The 16,756-nt window shown below is 73.9% G+C and carries 11 protein-coding genes; 4 read left to right on the forward strand and 7 right to left on the reverse strand.

The features are described 5' to 3' along the window. Positions 1–5: 5 nt before the first annotated feature. On the reverse strand, positions 6–1,724 hold the full coding sequence (locus tag RAN62_RS11285) for a phosphorylase family protein (RefSeq protein ID WP_305784508.1): 1,719 nt from the start codon (positions 1,722–1,724) through the stop codon (positions 6–8). Positions 1,725–1,755: 31 nt separating this feature from the next. Beyond that, the gene (locus RAN62_RS11290) at positions 1,756–1,998 is read right to left on the reverse strand and encodes a helix-turn-helix domain-containing protein (protein ID WP_305784509.1); all 243 of its coding nucleotides are present in this window, start codon (positions 1,996–1,998) and stop codon (positions 1,756–1,758) included. Between the two features lie 207 nt (positions 1,999–2,205). Between RAN62_RS11290 and RAN62_RS11295 the strand changes: the two genes are divergently transcribed. Next, positions 2,206–3,180, forward strand: a complete 975-nt coding sequence (locus RAN62_RS11295; RefSeq protein WP_305784510.1) for a macro domain-containing protein — start codon at positions 2,206–2,208, stop codon at positions 3,178–3,180. Between the two features lie 20 nt (positions 3,181–3,200). Here the strand turns inward: RAN62_RS11295 and RAN62_RS11300 are convergent, their stop codons facing one another. Together RAN62_RS11300 and pgm are read right to left on the reverse strand one after the other, a co-directional pair. Next, positions 3,201–5,477 (reverse strand): putative bifunctional diguanylate cyclase/phosphodiesterase, encoded by a 2,277-nt coding sequence (locus tag RAN62_RS11300; RefSeq protein WP_305784511.1) that lies wholly within the window; start codon positions 5,475–5,477, stop codon positions 3,201–3,203. 73 nt (positions 5,478–5,550) lie between these two features. Continuing rightward, the gene (pgm, locus tag RAN62_RS11305) at positions 5,551–7,191 is read right to left on the reverse strand and encodes a phosphoglucomutase (alpha-D-glucose-1,6-bisphosphate-dependent) (RefSeq protein ID WP_305784512.1); all 1,641 of its coding nucleotides are present in this window, start codon (positions 7,189–7,191) and stop codon (positions 5,551–5,553) included. A gap of 93 nt (positions 7,192–7,284) precedes the next feature. Here pgm and RAN62_RS11310 point away from each other — a divergent pair, with 93 nt between their 5' ends. Genes RAN62_RS11310 through RAN62_RS11320 form a run of 3 tightly spaced genes read left to right on the forward strand, consistent with a single transcriptional unit; the run spans position 7,285 to position 10,126 of the window. Next, the gene (locus tag RAN62_RS11310; RefSeq protein WP_305784513.1) at positions 7,285–8,949 is read left to right on the forward strand and encodes a copper resistance CopC/CopD family protein; all 1,665 of its coding nucleotides are present in this window, start codon (positions 7,285–7,287) and stop codon (positions 8,947–8,949) included. A 44-nt stretch (positions 8,950–8,993) separates the two neighbouring features. After that, positions 8,994–9,338: an STAS domain-containing protein gene (locus tag RAN62_RS11315; RefSeq protein WP_305784514.1), complete on the forward strand. Its 345-nt coding sequence runs from the start codon at positions 8,994–8,996 to the stop codon at positions 9,336–9,338. Between the two features lie 11 nt (positions 9,339–9,349). Further along, the gene (locus RAN62_RS11320) at positions 9,350–10,126 is read left to right on the forward strand and encodes a YaaA family protein (RefSeq protein WP_305784515.1); all 777 of its coding nucleotides are present in this window, start codon (positions 9,350–9,352) and stop codon (positions 10,124–10,126) included. On the opposite strand, the gene RAN62_RS11325 is transcribed toward RAN62_RS11320, so the two are convergent. The 3 genes from RAN62_RS11325 to RAN62_RS11335 form a co-directional block, all read right to left on the reverse strand. Beyond that, a complete protein-coding gene (locus RAN62_RS11325; protein ID WP_305784516.1) occupies positions 10,123–11,052 on the reverse strand; it encodes an RNA polymerase subunit sigma-70 in 930 nt (309 codons plus the stop codon). The genes RAN62_RS11320 and RAN62_RS11325 overlap by 4 nt on opposite strands. A gap of 74 nt (positions 11,053–11,126) precedes the next feature. Then, positions 11,127–14,396: a DUF4082 domain-containing protein gene (locus RAN62_RS11330; RefSeq protein WP_305784517.1), complete on the reverse strand. Its 3,270-nt coding sequence runs from the start codon at positions 14,394–14,396 to the stop codon at positions 11,127–11,129. Further along, complete coding sequence (locus tag RAN62_RS11335) at positions 14,393–16,693, reverse strand: N,N-dimethylformamidase beta subunit family domain-containing protein (RefSeq protein ID WP_305784518.1); 2,301 nt, start codon at positions 16,691–16,693, stop codon at positions 14,393–14,395. The genes RAN62_RS11330 and RAN62_RS11335 overlap by 4 nt, the downstream gene beginning before the upstream one ends. Positions 16,694–16,756: the final 63 nt, after the last annotated feature.

Raw genomic sequence — 16,756 nt, forward strand, 5'->3', positions numbered from 1 at the left:
GGGGATCACCGCCCCGCCGGCCCGCCCTTCGTCCCCGGGTCGTCGAACGCGCCGAGCCCGATCGCGTGGGCGACGAAGCCCGCCGCGTTCGCCGCGGCCGGCGTCGGCTCGTAGAACCGGTCCCGGTCGACACCCCAGTCCGAGATCGCCTTGACGACGGCCCACGGCACCCCGGCGTCGGCGGCGGCCGCGTAGAGCCCCTGCGCTTCCATCTCACCGCCGAAGGCCCGGCTGTACTCCCGGAGCAGGCTGTCCAGCAGCGCTTTCGAGTTGACCAGCGTCTGGGTGGACAGGAGCGACCCCGACCGGACGGGGGCGCCGGACCAGCTCGTCTCGGCGGCCTGCAGGCGGCTCACCAGCGCCGGCCGGGGCCCCACCACGTCCCCCCGGCGCTCCGTGCGGTCGTCGTGCGCGATGGTGTGGTCGAGGTCGTGCAGGACCACCGGGTGGCGGAAGTCGATCACGGGCTCCTTGCCGGTGATCGGGCGCACGGCGGCCAGCACGGCGTCCTGCTCGGTCTTGGTCACGGTCAGCAGCAACACCCGGGTCATCGGCATCTCGGCCCACTCCTTGTAGTCGTCGTGCACGCGCCGGTGCCGGTCGCGGGCCAGCTTGACGGCGGTCCACCCGACCGGCACGGTCATCAGCCCGGCGAGAGTGAGCAGCCAGCCCAGCACCTGGGTGCGCAGCGTGCCGGGCGTGAGACCCGGGGCGTCCTGCCCCACCAGCCGCCACGCGAGCCAGCGCAGCGCGTCGGCATAGGTGGCCGGCCGGTCGGCGCACAGGTCACCGCACGCCTGCCGCTCGGTGGAGGCGACGACGAGGGCGAGCACGGCGGTGACGGCGGCGAGGCCGGCCAGCCAGAGCAGGAAGAAGCTGCCGCCCGCCGGGACGGGGGTGTCGGCCCGCTCGACCCGGTCGGGTGGGCGGCGCAGTGCCACGCGGCTGTCCGGTCCGTACGGCTGGTGGAGGGTCTCGGCCACCACCCGGCGCATGGCCTCCGTGGTCACGCCCTGGGTGAGGCAGACGAGGACCTTCCGCACGCGGGCCGAGGTCAGCTCCGCGCCGGCCTGCCCGGCCAGCGCGGCCGCCTCGCGCCGGACCAGATCCTCCATGGCGAAGCCGGCGGTGTGCAGCAGCCGGCGGCCGTCGCCGGGTCCGGTGTGGTGGCACAGCGGCATCGACCAGGTCCAGCCCGGCAGGGACTCGGCCGCGAGCTCGTCGGGCGCCCGGGGCCGGCGGCCCAGCGTCCGGCGCAACCAGGCCGACTCGGTGACGGCCTGCGCGGTCAGGAACACCCCGGCCCAGAGCATCGCGGCCAGCGCGAACGCGACGATCGCCCAGGACGGACGCTCGCCCCGTAGCCTCGACACCACGGCGAGCGCGGCCGCCACCAGCAGCGCGACGACGGGCGGGACGGCGAGGAACAACAGGTCCGAGCGCCGGTCGAGCACCCGCAGCAGGCGCAGCCGCGGCCCACCCCGGACGGCCGCGGGAAGCTTCGCGGCGAGGGGTCGTTCCAGCAGGGCGAAGCTGTCCGGCCCGAGGCGCACGACGCGGTCCTCGGCCGCGGCCACGTAGAGCATCAGGCTCAGCGGGCCGCGGGCGCGAACGAGACCCAGCACACTGCGCGGCCGGGCGACCTTCACCGCCTGCCGGCCGTGCTCGGCGGCGCGGACCGTGCGGGCGGCGGCGCGGCAGGTGGCGAAGGTGAGGGCTGTCATGGCGTCACACCATTCCCGCGCCGGGCTGTGATCATCCGTCCGGGAGGTGGCGGGCGAGGCTGACGCGGGAGTCGATGCCGAGTTTGGCGTAGACCTGGCGCAGGTGGAAGTTGACGGTGTGGGTGGTGATGCCCAGGCGGCGGGCGATCTGCTGGTTAGTGAGAGCCTGGGCGGCGAGGCGGGCCACCGCCTGCTCGCGGTCGGTGAGGGCGCGCCACGGGCCGGGGTCCGGGTCCGGAAGGGTGACCGGGACCATGATGACGATGATCACCATTCGTCGTGCTGGGTCAGGAAAAGGATCAGCCAGCGGAGGATGGTGCGGGCCAGGTCGTCGAGGGTGCGGTGCGTCCGCATCGGGTGTGCCTCCTTCATGAGCCGGTGAGGAGAGCATCGGGCGGCAGCGGGCCCCGGGCCGGGAGTGTCAGGTGTCCGCGGGTGTCCGCGGATGTCCGCACGGGCGCCGGTCGCCCACAATGGAGGCATGACCGACGGCACGCGGGGACCGGATCCGGCCACGCTGCACACGCTCGACGATCTGGCCGACGCCTTCACCCGGTTGCGGCGCCGGGCCGCGCGGCCGGGGCAGGTGCAGCGCTCGGTGCGGGACATCGCCACGCGGACGGGCCGGGCGCCGAGCACGCTCGACCCCTATCTGCGCGGGCTGCGGCTGTGCCCGGCCGACGTGTACGAGGAGATTCTGCGCGCGCTGGGCGTCACCGGGGCGGAGCTGCGGCCGTGGCTGGACGCCTGGGAGCGGATCGCCGACCACCGGGCGGACGGGGCGGCCGGCGGCGGATCACGCCCGGCCGTCCTGCCGTACAGCGAGACCTTCCGCTACCGGGTCACCGGAGCCACCGCAGAGCTCGCCGTGATCACCGGGGACCTGCGCCGGGTGACGTGTGCCGAGGTGTGGGTCAACTCGGAGAACACCCAGATGCGGATGGCCCGGATCGAGGAGAGCTCGGTGTCGGCGGTGATCCGCTTCGAGGGCGCCGACCGCGACGGCTCGGACCAGATCGTCACCGATCGCATCGCCGACGAGCTGGAGGCGGCGGTCGCCGGGCGGCGGCCGGTCGCGGCGGGCACGGCGGTGGTGACCGGCGCCGGCGGGCTCGAGCGCAACGGCGTCCGGCACATCGTGCACGTGGCGGCCGTGCGCGGCGAGCCGGGCGAAGGCTGGCGCCCGGTCGCCGACCTCGGCCGGTGCGTCACGAACGCCCTGCTCGCGGCCGAGGAGCTGGGCGCCGCGACGATCCTCTTCCCGCTGCTCGGGGCGGGCAGCGCGGGCGGCGCCCCCGGCCCGACGGCGCAGGTCATGGCGGGCGCGGCCGTCGACCACCTCACCGCGCGGCCGGGCCCGCTCCGCACGGTCTACCTGCTGGCCAGCAAGGCCGTCGAGCGCGACGCCTGCCGCCGGGTCCTGAGCCGGCACCCCCTCCTGCAGCCGGCGGACTGAGCGCAGCCGGCGGACGGAGATCAGACGGGCACGGCGCGGGCGTTGGCTACCATGAGGGCGGCCATCTCGTCCGGGGGCAGCGGCTTCGCCAGATGGTAGCCCTGCCCCAGTTTGTAGCCCATCCGGCGCAGCCGCTCCAGCTGGGAGGCCTCCTCGATGCCCTCGGCGACGGTGTACATGCCGAGGTACTCGGCGAGCTGGGCCACGGCGGCGGCGACGGCGAGGCGGCCCTTGTCGGCGCCCTCGCAGATGCCGTCGACGAAGGACTTGTCGAGCTTGAGAACGTCGACGGGGAAGGCGCGGACCAGGCTGAGGCTGCTCTGGCCGGTGCCGAAGTCGTCGAGGGCCAGGCGTACGCCCAGGTCGTGCAGGGCCTGGAGGGTGTCGCGGACGCCGCGGCCCTCGATGACCGAGGACTCGGTGACCTCGATGACGAGGTTGGCCGGGAGCAGGCCGGTCTCGCTGAGCACGGCGGCGACCTCGTCGACGAAGCCGGACTCGCGCAGCTGGCGGGCGGCGACGTTGACGTTGACCGAGCGGATGGCCGCGGCGCCGTGCTCCCGCTGCCAGGCGGCGAGCTGCTCGCAGGCCTCGCGCAGGACCCAGGAGCCCAGGGGCACGATCAGGCCGGAGCGCTCGGCGACCGGGATGAAGTCGGCGGGCGAGACGATGCCGCGCACCGGGTGCCGCCAGCGGACGAGGGCCTCGGCGCCGGCCATGCGGCCCGTGGTGAGGTCGAAGACGGGCTGGTAGACCAGGTGCAGCTCGCGGCGGAGGATGGCGTTGTGCAGCTCGCTGCCGAGGCGGGCGTGGTCGACGACCTCCTGGCGCATGCGCGGCTCGAAGCGGGTCCAGCCCGCCTTGCCCGCCTCCTTGGCCTGGTACATCGCGATGTCCGCGTTGCGCAGCACCTCGCCCGCGGTGTCGCCCGGGCCCGCCGTGGCGACGCCGATGCTGGCGTTGGCGAGCAGGAGGTGCTCCCCCACCCCGTACGGGACGGCGAGCTCGGCCAGCAGCGCCGCGGCCGCCTCCCCGGTGCGGTCCGGGTCGTCGGTGTCCAGGAGCACGGCGAACTCGTCGCCGCCGAGCCGCGCCGAGAACCCGCCGAGCCGCCGCGCCACCTCGTAGAGCAGCTGGTCGCCGACCGCGTGGCCCATGGTGTCGTTGATGCTCTTGAAGTCGTCGAGGTCGACCAGGACGACGGTCGCGGGCTCGTGCCGCTCGACCCGCTCGGCGAGGACCGCGCTGAACCGGGCCCGGTTGGCCAGCCCGGTGAGCGGGTCGGTCTCGGCCTGGCGGGCCAGGTCCAGCTGCTGGCGGCGTACCTCGGCCAGCAGGCGGTCCTCGGCGCGCAGGCCGACCAGCTGCCGGGCCACGACGCAGACCGCGATCACCACCACGCCGAGGATCATCGAGCGCTGGTACCAGCCGAGGTTCTCCCCGGAGGCCAGGACGGCCGTGACGGCGGCGGCGACGATGGCCGCGCTGGGCAGGGCGTCACGCAGGCCGGGGCGGCGGGCGGGGGCCGCGGCGGCGGGCCTCGGGCGGGCCAGCGCCTGACGCTGCCGGTAGGCCCCGAGCGACATGGTCGTGCCGACCACCGGCACCGCCAGCACCGACACCCACAGCACCACGGTCTCGCCGCCGCCGACGAGCAGGAGGAAGGCGGCCGCGGCGGCGACCGGGGCGCCCGCGAGCCGGTACAGGGCCCGGGGCTCGACGATGCTGGCCGGGGTGACAGCCGCGCGCCAGATGACCACGACGGCGATCAGGCAGCCGACGCCCACGACGGCGGTGACACGCTGCACGGCCGGGCCGGCGCCGGGGCGCCCGTGGTCGTTGATCAGATAGGTGAAGATCAGGGATCCGGCGACGGCCACGGTCACGTACTCGAGCAGGACCTGCAGCCATTGCGGCAGGGAGCGGCGCTCGCGGGGCAGCCGGACGAAGGCCAGCAGGAAGAACGCGACGCCGAGGAGCAACGGCCCGGCCACGTACGGCGACAGGCCGCGCTCGTGCGTCGGGAACCAGAACGCCACGACGGCGCCGGCCCCGACGCAGAGGGCCGCGCTGGCGCACATCCGCCAGAAGTCCCGCACCGGCCGCGCCACGACGATCATCGCGCCGATGCTGCGGCACGACACGAAGGCCGCGGCCATGGCGACCGGGCCGCCCGCGTAGCCCGCCACCGACGGCCCGGGATGCCCGGCGAGCAGCCATCCCACCACCCCGGCCACGGCGGCCAGGGCAGCCAGGGCGGGCAGGACGCCCGGGGCGGGGCGCAGGCGAGCGGTCATGAGGGCGCAGTTCTCCCGTGGCTGGCGATACCCGACTCAGATCATGTCGGCACCAGCCACGAGGAACTGAGCCTTACTTGAGGGCGGCGGAGACGACCGCGCGCGCCTCCTCCTGGATGCGGGCCAGGTCGTCCTCGCCCTTGAAGGACTCGGCGTAGATCTTGTAGACGTCCTCGGTGCCCGAGGGGCGGGCGGCGAACCAGCCCGACTCGGTGACGACCTTGAGGCCGCCGATCGGCGCGTCGTTGCCCGGCGCGGAGGTGAGGACGGCGGTGATCGGCTCGCCGGCCAGCTCCTTGGCGCTGACCTGCGACGGCGACAGCTTGCCGAGGACGGCCTTCTCCTCCGGGGTGGCGGGCGCGTCGATCCGGGCGTACGCGGGCGCGCCGAACCGCTCGGTCAGGTCCGCGTAGTGCTGGCTGGGCGTACGCCCGGTGACCGCCAGGATCTCGGAGGCCAGCAGGTCGAGCAGGATGCCGTCCTTGTCGGTGCTCCACGGGCTGCCGTCGCGGCGCAGGAAGGAGCCGCCGGCGCTCTCCTCGCCGCCGAAGGCCACCGAGCCGTCGAGCAGCCCGGGCACGAACCACTTGAAGCCCACCGGCACCTCGTCGAGCTTGCGGCCCAGGTCGGCGGCCACCCGGTCGATCATCGAGCTGGACACCAGGGTCTTGCCGATGGCGGCGCTGTCGGACCAGCCGCTGCGGTTGCGGAAGAGGTAGGAGATCGCCACCGCGAGGTAGTGGTTGGGGTTCATGAGCCCGGCGTCGGGGGTCACGATGCCGTGCCGGTCGGCGTCGGCGTCGTTGCCGGTGGCCAGCTGGAACTTGTCCTTCTGCCGGATCAGGGACGCCATCGCCGAGGGCGACGAGCAGTCCATGCGGATCTTGCCGTCCCAGTCCAGGGTCATGAAGCCGAAGGTCGGGTCGACATTCGGGTTGACCACGGTCAGGTCCAGGCCGTGCCGCGAGGCGATCTCGCCCCAGTACGCCACCGAGGCGCCACCCAGCGGGTCGGCCCCGATGCGCACCCCGGCGGCCCGGATCGCCTCCATGTCGATGACGGAGGGCAGATCGTCCACGTACGTGGCCAGGAAGTCATAGCCCGAGACCAGGTCGGAGGTGCGCGCCCGGGCCGCCGGGACCCGCCGGACCTCCTTCAGCCCCGCCGCGATCAGCGCGTTCGCGCGGTCCTGGATCCACTTGGTGGCGTCCGTGTCGGCCGGGCCGCCCGACGGCGGGTTGTACTTGAAGCCGCCGTCCGCGGGCGGATTGTGCGACGGGGTGACCACGACACCGTCGGCGAGCCCGCTCGTGCGCCCCCGGTTGTAGGTCAGAATGGCGTGCGACACGGCCGGCGTCGGCGTGTAGCCGTCGCGGCTGTCGATCAGCACGGTCACGTCGTTGGCGGCGAAGACCTCGAGCGCCGTGACCATGGCCGGCTCGCTCAGCGCGTGGGTGTCGCGGCCCAGGTAGAGCGGGCCGTCGGTGCCCTGATCCCGGCGGTACTCGACGATCGCCTGGCTGGTGGCGGCGATGTGGTCCTCGTTGAAGGCCTGCTTGAGGCTGGACCCGCGGTGCCCCGAGGTGCCGAAGGCGACCTTCTCGCCCGCGACCGAGGGGTCGGGGTGCTCGGTGTAGTAGCGCGAGATCACCCGGGGGACGTCGATGAGGTCGGCGGGTTCGGCGGGCTGACCGGCGCGGGGATGGACGGACATCGGGTGCCTCCTGGCGGACGTGAGAGCTGTCCGGATCGTATCTGTGCCCTACCCTGCTTGAACCATTCGCACCCGCCATCCGAACTACATACTGTGACAGGGGGTCCGCGGCTGCACCGCGTCATTGTTCTGCTGCTGGTGGCGCTGAGCACGCTGCTGATCCCGGCGGCCCCGGCGAGTGCCCACGCGGCGCTCGCGACGGCCGTCCCGGAACCGGGCAGCGTGGTCCGGAGCGCGCCGGCGGAGATCGTGATCCGGTTCACCGAGAACATCGGCGCCGTGCCGAGCCGCACGCAGGTGCTCGCCCCGGACGGCAAGCGCATCACCGGCGACGTGCGCGCGGAGGGGCCGCTGCTGCGGATCGCGATCCGGACGGCCGACCGGCCCCTGGGCACGTACCTGGTCAGTTATCGCATCGTCTCCGCCGACAGCCATCCGGTGGGTGGCGCGATGACCTTCTCGGTCGGGGCGCCCTCGGCGCGCCCCGCGGAGTCAGACCCCACCGGAGTGCACCCGTCGGTCGAGGCCGCGGGCCCGGTCCTGCGCTTCCTCGGGTACGCCGGCCTGACGCTGACCGTGGGCCCGGCCCTGATGCTCGCCCTCCTCTGGCCCCGCCGGCTCGCCCGCCGGGGGCCGATCCGCCTGGTCCGCGCGGGTCTGGTCCTCACCGCCGGGGCGACCCTGGGCCAGCTGTGGACGCAGGCGCCCGCCACCAGCGGCGCCGCCCTCGGGAACGTCTCGGCGGTCGAGCTGGCCGATGTGCTCGCAAGCCCGTTCGGCCTGACCCTGACCGCCCGCCTCGCCGTCCTCGCCGTCGCCGCCGCCCTGATCCCGCCGGTCCTGCGCGGGGCCCCGGGCCGGTGGCGGTCCGTCACGCTGCTCGTCCTGGCCGCGGGCGGGTTCGCCACCTGGCCGCTGACCGGGCACGCCAACGAGTCGCCGCTGCGCGGGGTGATCGTCGCCGCCGACGTGGTGCACATCGCCGCCATGGCCGTGTGGCTCGGCGGGCTCGTCACGCTGTCGGTCTTCCTGCTGCGCCGGGCGCACCCGCGCGTCCTCGGCAAGATCCTCCCCACGTGGTCGCGCTGGGCGGGGCTGTCCGTGGTGTGGCTGGCCGGCGCGGGGGTGGTGCAGGCCGTCGTCCAGGTCGGGTCGGTCGGGGCGCTGGCCACCACCGCGTACGGGCGCCTGCTGCTCGTCAAGGTCGCCGTCCTCGCCGCCGTGCTGGGTGTCGCCGCCCTCGCCCACCGCTTCGTCCGGCGGTCACGCGTCGTCACGGCCGGGCCCGGGACGCTGCGCCGCACGGTCGGCATCGAGGTCGCGGCGACCGTGGTGGTGCTCGGCCTGAGCGCGGTGCTCGTGCAGACCACGCCCGGCCGCAACGAGGTGGCGGACCGCGAGGCCCCGGCGACCAAGGGCGTGTCGTCGACGCTGTCCTCCGACCTGTTCACCCTCCAGTACGACATCTATCCGGTCGAGATCGGCGAGTTCAACACGGTGCACGCGTTCACGTACACGCCGGAGGGCAAGCCTCTCGCGGCGCCGGAGTGGACCGTGACCACCCGGCTCAAGGACCAGGACCTCGAGCCGGTCTCCGAGCCGATGCTCCCGCTCACGCCGCGTAACGACGCGATGGGCTCGCTGACGTTCCCGCTGCCCGGCACGTACGAGATCAGCTTCACCGTCCGCACCACCGAGATCGACCAGGCGACGGTCCGCACAACGATCACCGTCCCGCAGGTTCCGAGCCGCCCCTGAGTGGGCACGGAGAGGTCTCCCAGCGCGACGGCAGGAGGCCCCCGGTGCACGTGAGCGTCATCGGCAACCCGGACGACTCGGTCGTGGTGACCGTCCGCGGCAATCTCGACCTCGACTCCGCGCCCGTCCTCGACACCACCCTCGGCCAGGTCCTCGACCGCCCGGTGCCCCGCATCGTGGTCGACCTGGCCGGCGTGGAGTTCTGCGACTCCACGGGCCTGAGCTCCTTCGTGCTCGCCCACAACCGCGCCCGGGCGGTCGGCGGCTGGGTCCGGCTCGCCTCCCCGAGCGAGTGGCTGCACGGCCTGCTCCAGACCGTGGGCCTCGCGGACGCGCTGCAGGTCTATCCGACGGTGGCCGACGCCCTCGCCGGAGTGCCCGGGCGGTAGCGTCTGCGGACGTGCTCATCCTGCTCCCGCCCTCCGAGGGCAAGTCCGCCCCCGTTGCCGGCGCCCCCGCCGACCCGGCCGCGCTCTGGCTGCCCCGCCTCGCCCCCGCCCGCAAGCGGGTGCTGAGCAAGCTCGTCGCGCTGAGCAGGCGCACCAGCGCCAAGGCGATCGCGGACTCCCTGACGGTCCTGGGGCTGAGCGCCGGTCAGCGCGGCGAGCTGGAGCGCAATGCCACGCTCGCCACCGCGCCCGCCGCGCCCGCCGCCGAGGTCTACAGCGGGGTGCTCTACGAGGCGCTCGACCACGCCGGGCTGGCCGCCGGGGCGCGCGCGTGGGTGGACGAGCGGGCCGTCGTCTTCTCCGGGCTCTGGGGCGTGGTGCGGCTCACCGACCGCATTCCCGCGTACCGTTGCTCGGCCGGGGTCACCCTGCCCGGGCTGGGCGGGCTGACCCCGTACTGGAAGAAGGCCCTGACCACCGCACTGCCGGACCAGGGCCCGATCCTGGACCTGCGCAGCGGCGCCTATGCCGCGATGTGGGCGCCGGGCCCGCAGGCGGTCGCGCTGCGGGTCCTGCACGAGAAGATCGTCGACGGTACGCCGAAGCGCTCCGTCGTGAGCCACTTCAACAAGGCCACCAAGGGGCGCATCGTCCGCTCCCTGGCCATGGCGGGCGCCGCTCCCACGTCCGTGGACGAGGTGCTCGACGCCCTGCGCGACCTCAAGTGGACCGTGGAGGAACGCCCGGGCGCCACCCGTCAGGCCGACGTCATCGTCCGGGAGCTTTAGGACTCCAAGCGCTCCGGCAGCCCGAACCGCGCGAACCGGTCGGCGTGGAACGTGGTGATCTCCGCGATCGCCCCGCCCTCGACGCGCAGCACGTCGAGCGTCAGCGGCAGGAAGACGCCCTCCGCCTCCCGCCACAGATAGAAGGCGACGGCGGGCTGCCGGTTCGCCGAGGTGGGCACGGCGCGCAGCTCCCCCAGCTCCGCGAAGCCGTCCTGGACCCAGTCGCGCACCACGGTGTCCCGGCCGGCGGTCAGGCCCGGCGTCGGCGGCATCGAGCAGCGCACGTCGTCGCGCAGCATCGCGGCCAGCCGGTCGACGTCCTTGGCCAGGCTGGCGTCGGTGAAGCGCCGCACCAGCTCGCGCGTCGCCGCGTCGCCCGTGTCACCGGTCCAGTCCTGCCGCTCGGCCGGAAGGTGCTCCCGCATGCCCGCGCGGGCCCGCTGCAGCGCGCTGTTCACCGAGTTGACCGAGTCCCCGAGCAGGTCGGCGACATCCTTCGCGGGCCAGTCGAGCACGTCCCGCAAAATCAGCACGGCCCGCGGCCGCGGCGCGAGATGCTGGACGGCGACCACGTAGGCCAGCTCGATCGTCTCCCGCGCGAGGGCGGCGGCCTCCGGCTCGTCGAGCAGCTGGTCCGGATAGGGCTGCAGCCAGAGCACCTCCCCGCCGGTCGCGGGCTCCGGGCGTACCTTGGCCAGCAGGTCCAGGCACGCGTTGGTGGCGATCCGATAGAGCCAGGCCCGCGCCGTCGACCGCCCGGCATAGGTCTCCCGCCGCCGCCACGCCCGCAGGAACGTCTCCTGCACCGTGTCCTCGGCGTCCTCGAACGAGCCGAGCATCCGGTAGCAGTGCACGTGCAGCTCCCGCCGGTAGCGCTCGGCCAGCCCGCTGATGTCCGGCTCGGCCGGCCGCGTCTCCGCAGTCATCCCGTCATCCTCCCGCGTCCTCATGTCCGTCACACAGGTAAGACGGCCGCGGCCGCGGAAACTCATCACTCCCGTCAGCCGCCGGTCTCCGTGGGCGGATCCAAGGGCTTGGCGTCGCTGGTGACACCCACGCCGGTCAGGGTCGCGCCGGCGGGGAGGTCGGCGCGGTACTGGGCGTAGCGGGAGCGGCCGGTGGGCGCGGGGCCCCAGGCGGTCCAGCCGGCGCCGGGGACCGGCGTGTCCCCCGTACGGACGAGGAGCCGCACTCCTTCCCCGGACGCCCGGTGGACGAGCCGGTCCCACGTGACGACCTGCCCCGCGTCGAGGATCCGCGACGTCAGGGCGCCGGGGCCCGCCACGCCGTCGCCGGTGACCGTGACGCCGGCGGCGCGGCCGGCGCCCCAGCCCGCGACGGAGTGGTCGGCCACGCCCAGGGCCGAGGCGACGAACGACGCCGGGGGGCTGCCGGCCGGCGGGCGGAGGGTCACGTTGCCGGCCGCGTCGGTGCTGCGGATGCGGTAGTAGTACGTCGCGCCGGGCTCGAGGCCGGTCACCACCGCGCGGTGCTCGCGGCCGCGGAGGTCGGCCGGCCAGTCGGCGAGGGTGTCCGGGGTCGCGCCGGCGAGCAGCGTCGCGGCGGCGGACTCGTTCGTGGCCCAGGACACCTCGGCCGTGCCGTCCGGCCACGGCGTCACGGCCACCTCCGAGGCGACCGGGGGCGAGTCGTCCGGGGCGGCCGGAACGGGCCGGGGGGCCGACGCGCGGGGACGGGCGGCGGCGGGCGAGTAGGACGCGAGGTACGTGCCCGCGGCGGCCGGGAACATCGCGTACTCGACGCCCTTGATCGTGGTCCGGGTCCAGGCGACCGGCGTCCCCGCCCGATCCAGCGCGGTGAGCCCCCGCCCGCCCGGCCCCGCGGTCGGGACCATGCCGGTCAGCCCGGTCGCGCCCGCACCCACGCCGACCGTGAACGTCAGGCTCTGGCCGGACCAGGAGATGCCCGAGTACGACGACCCGTTGCGCCCGTCGAGCCAGGTGAGCAACTGCCTGGCGCTGACGATCGGCACCCCGCGCTCCTGGGCCGAGGCGAGCAGCTCGTCGCTCTCGTGCTCGGTGGCCAGGTCGGTGTGCATGTTGGCGGTGAACGCGCCGTAGTAGCCCTCCGCGCCGAGCGCCCGGTCGAGCAGCGTGTCGACCGTGAACGGGTAGCTCTGGCCGGACTCGTCGGTCATCTGGGTCGCGGCCTGGTAGACGTCGATCAGCCCGCCCGTGGGGCCGGCGAAGCGCATCGGCATCCCCGAGCCGGTCATGAAGCCCGGCCGGTCGGCGACCCACGGGCCGGGCCAGTAGTAGTAGTTCGTGTCGAGCCGGATGCCGCGGGCCGCCGCGGTGCTCGCCTGGCTCGACCAGTCCGACCAGGCGATGCAGTGCGTCCGGTTGGTCACCGGCGCGGGCACGCTCGTGTACTTCGCCCGCCACGTGGCGAGCTGGTTGGTGTAGAAGCCATTGATCGAGGAGGCGGTGTAGTCGGCGCAGTTGGTGTTGACGTGCAGCGCGACCTCAAAGCCGCGCGACTGGTAGGAGGCCGCGCGGGTGTTGGACAGCGGGGTGTTCGGGAAGACGTAGGAGGTGTAGCGGGCGCACTGCCACTCGTCGGCGACGCAGTTGGCCGGGCTGTTGGCGGCGTACTGGTCGAAGCGGCCCGCGGTGCCGCCGGTGGCGTGGTCGTCCCCGGTCGCGACGACGACCGCCTTGAGGCTGCGCGGGAAGTACCAGAACTTCGGCAGCGGCTTGCGGTCCCGGGTCATCTCGCCGATCAGGTTGGCCAGCAGCCGCTGCTGCTCGTCGGCCTGGGGCACGGCGACCTTGGTCAGGTCGATCCAGTCGGTGGCGTTCGGGCCGCCGAAGAACAGGTCGTCGGAGCGCCGCGGCGAGGCGCCGTCGCGTTCCTGCCCGTCCCAGTTGATGTTGCCCTGCCGGGTGAGCACCAGCGAGTACGCCAGGTCGTAGGTGAACGCCGCCGCCCGGCCGCCGTTGCTGCCCACGTCGCGCACGGTCACGGCCGGGCCGCCGCCGCTCGTGAGCATGGCGATCGCCCGGGCGCCGTCGAGCCCGTACCGGTCGGCGGCGCCGTGGTACTGGATCGCCTGCCCGGTGATGCCCGTGCCGGGCGCCTGAGTGGTGTCGACCTGGAGATAGCCGTCGAGGGCGACGTTGTTCGGGCCGGTCAGCCCGAGAAGCCCGGTCAGCTGGACGTCCGGGCGGAAGGTGATCAGCCGGCCGCCGCCCTCGACCCAGGTCCGGAACATGGTGGCCTGCGCGCCGGTGAGCACGCTGCGGCCGAGCAGCACGACGTCGTACTGGCTGAGGGTGGCGGCGGTGACCGTGGACAGCTCGGCCGTGGCGAACTCGTTGAGGCCCTCGGTGCGCAGGACCTCGGCCAGGAACGGGGTGAACCCGGCGGACGGCTTGACGATGAGGATAGGGCCGCCGGGACCCTGGTCGGGCGGCGGCGGTGGTGGCGCCGAGGTGGTGAAGCTCCACGTGACCGGGGTCATGACATTGCCGGCCGGGTCGGTGGCCCCGCTCGCCGTCACCGTGTACGCACTCGACCACGCCAGTGGCGCCGACGGCGTGAACGTGGCCGTCAGCGTGGCCGTGTCGTAGCTCGTCGTGCCCGGCACCCCGGCCACCGTCAGCGTGGCGCCGCTCACCGGCTCGCTGAAGGTGGCACTGATCGGGGTCGTCGCGGCGACCACCGACCCGGGCGCCGGGGTGCGGCTCGTGACGGTCGGCGCGATCGTGTCGACGGCCATCGTGTCGAAGACGACATCGACCCAGTAGTTCGACGACTGCCACGTCTCGGCCGGGAAGCCGCCCCCGTAGCGGTAGACGCCGCCGTCCTGCAGCGCGTGCAGGGGCGCGTTATCGACGCCGGCCGTCGCGAAGGCGCCCTCGTCGCTGGCGTACCGGCCGTTCGGGGCGAGGTAGGAGACGACGTACGTGGTGTTCGCGCTGACCGCCACGGGATCGGCGAACGTGGCGGTCTGCCAGCCGGACGCCGACTCGCCGGTGAAGGTGACGGTCGCGAGCTGCGTGCCGGCCGCCGACCACAGGCGGCCGGTGTGCGTACCCGTGTTGCCGGTGCTCTTCCAGAAGCGGACCCCGGTCACGTACCCGTCGGTGTCCGAGCGGAACTTGAGGCCGAGCTCGACGGCGGCGGTGTCCGGGTCGGCGGGGTTGGCGGGCGCGGCGCTCACCGGCCAGATGGTGCAGGGACAGGGAGCGGCGGCCGGGGCGACGAGGAAACCGGTCGCCAGCAGGAGGACGGCGAGGATTCTCACGGCGCCGCCTCGAAGACGACGTCGGCGTAGTACCCGGCGCTCTCCCACACCTCGGTCGGAAAACCCGTGCCGTAGCGGTAGAAGCCGTCGGTCGCGTGCAGCGGTGCGTTGTCGACGCCACCGGAGGCGAACATGCCGACATCCGCGGCGTAATGGCCGTTCGGGGCGTAGTAGGAGACGACGTACGAGGTGTCCGGGGTCAACGTGACGGGCGTCGCGAGGGTCGCCTGCTGCCAGCCGGACGCCGACTCGCCGGCGAACGTGACCGTCGCGAGCAGGTCGCCGTCGCCCGACCAGAGGTGGCCGGTGTGCGTACCCGTGTTGGTGGCGCTCTTGTAGAACCGGATCCCGGTGACCCGGCCCGCGACGTCCGAGTGGAACGCGGTGCCGACCTCCGTGCCCGCGGTGTCCGGGTCGGCCGGGATAGCCGGGACAATGTCCGCGCTCCAGATGCTGCAGGGACAGGTGCGAGTGGTGACAGTCACCACACGCGACGCCTCAGCACCGACGTTGCCGCTGTCGTCCGTCGCGCGGGCCCGCACGGTGACCGGGCCGGCACTGCCGGGCCGCCACGCGTACGTCCACGCGCCGCGCCCCACGGCCGGATGCCAGCTGGCACCGTCGTCGGTGGAGACCTCGACGCCCCCGGTCACGCCCCCGCCGCTGTCCGTCGCCGTGCCGGAGATGGTGACCGGCGAGCCCACCTGCGGGGTGAGCGCGTTGATCGTGGCGGCCGGCCCGGTGGTGTCGGTGGAGGCCGTCGCCGCGGTCAGGCCCGGCTGGAGGGTGCCCGGCTGCACGCCCATGTCCGCCAGCAGGTTGACGGTCGCCTGGCGCATCGGGGTGCTGGCCGCCCCGGAGCCACGGTCGTGGGAGCTGTCCAGGCCCCAGGACCACTGCACGGTTCCGGCGCCGAAGACCAGGGCGCCACCGGGTACGCGATAGAGCGTCAGGTTGTGGGTCGCGCTGCCCGTGGCGTACGTGGACCCGTAGTCCTGCAGCACGTCGAGCCCGGAGGCGGTGGTCGTGGACAACCTGATCAGCCCTCGGGGGCGTACCCCGTTGTCGGCGTCCTCGTCCCACTCGTAGCCGACCGTGCCGCTGCCCAGCGTCGCGGTGGCGCCGGCGGCCTGCGTGGCGACCGACGTGCCGCGCCAGAACCGCATCTTGCCGTCCGCCGCGGGCACCCGCAGGCTGACCGTCCCCGCGTTGACCTTGAAGATCGTCCCGGTGAGCGCATTCTCCGGGCGGTTGCCGTCGGCGGGCGGGCTGAATCGGGGGTCCCGCCACGAGCCGGTCCACGCCGCGGTGGGGTCGATCTTCCCGTTCGCGTGCGTCTCCTTGTAACAGACCAGCGTCCGGTGGTCGTTCTCCCAGCGCGTCTTCCAGAACACCTCGTTGCCGCTGAAGAACGCCAGGTGGACGCCGGCGTCCCGGGCGGCCTCGACGTTCGCCCGCTGCTGCCCCGACCAGTACTCGTCGTGGCCCACCGACAGGAACGCCCGGTGGTTGCGCAGCAGGGTCCCGGCGCGGTCGGTGTCGGCGCCGGCGATGTAGCTCACGTCGTAGCCGTTGGCCTCCAGCCAGCGGACCATCGGGTACTCGGCGTTGAAGACGAAGTCCTCGGCCCCGGTGCCGCGCGTGCCGAACGGGCGGTTGTAGCTGACCTTGTACGCCCGGCCGGCGGGCGAACCCACGTACAGGCTGTTGCCGCCGTACTGGTTGTAGGCCTGCCAGGTGGTGTCGGAGGTCTGGAAGACGACGTCGGAGTGGCTCGCGTCGTCGCGCACCACGAACGGGATGTGGCTCGCGCCCGAGGTGCCGTCGGTGCGCGTGGGCCGGGCGAAGTAGATGCCGGAGACGGCCGTGGCGGGCACCGGCCACGACGCGGAGACCGCCCAGTTGCCGCAGTCGACCAGGCCGGTGGAAGCCTGACTCTGACACGCGGGCTGCGTCTGGCGCCCGACGGGATTCACCGACGCGACGAGCCGCGCCCCGGCGCCGCCGTAGTAACCCATCCGGTAGATGTCGACCCGGTAGGAGGCGGCCGACGAACTGATCTTGAAGTTGACCGTCTCGCCGGGGGTGACGCTGATCTGCGTACTGAAGCCCTGCACGCTCGCGCTGCCCGCCCCGGAGACGTCCCAGGTGCTCGCGGGCGTCCCGGGTTTGCTGTTCTCGCAGGCGACCGGATTGACCAGCGGCGCACACGCGTCCGCGGCGGCCGGTCCGGCCCCGGGCACGGCGAGCCCCGCGGCGACGAGTGTGACGATCAGAAGCGACCTGAACCGGCGCACGCGATCCCCTCCCCCGAAGGTCCTGGGGGAAGCATCGGAACCCGGCCCGCGCGGCTCTGTCGC

The sequence above is a fragment of the Symbioplanes lichenis genome (assembly GCF_030709675.1).
Taxonomy (GTDB): domain Bacteria; phylum Actinomycetota; class Actinomycetes; order Mycobacteriales; family Micromonosporaceae; genus Actinoplanes; species Actinoplanes lichenis.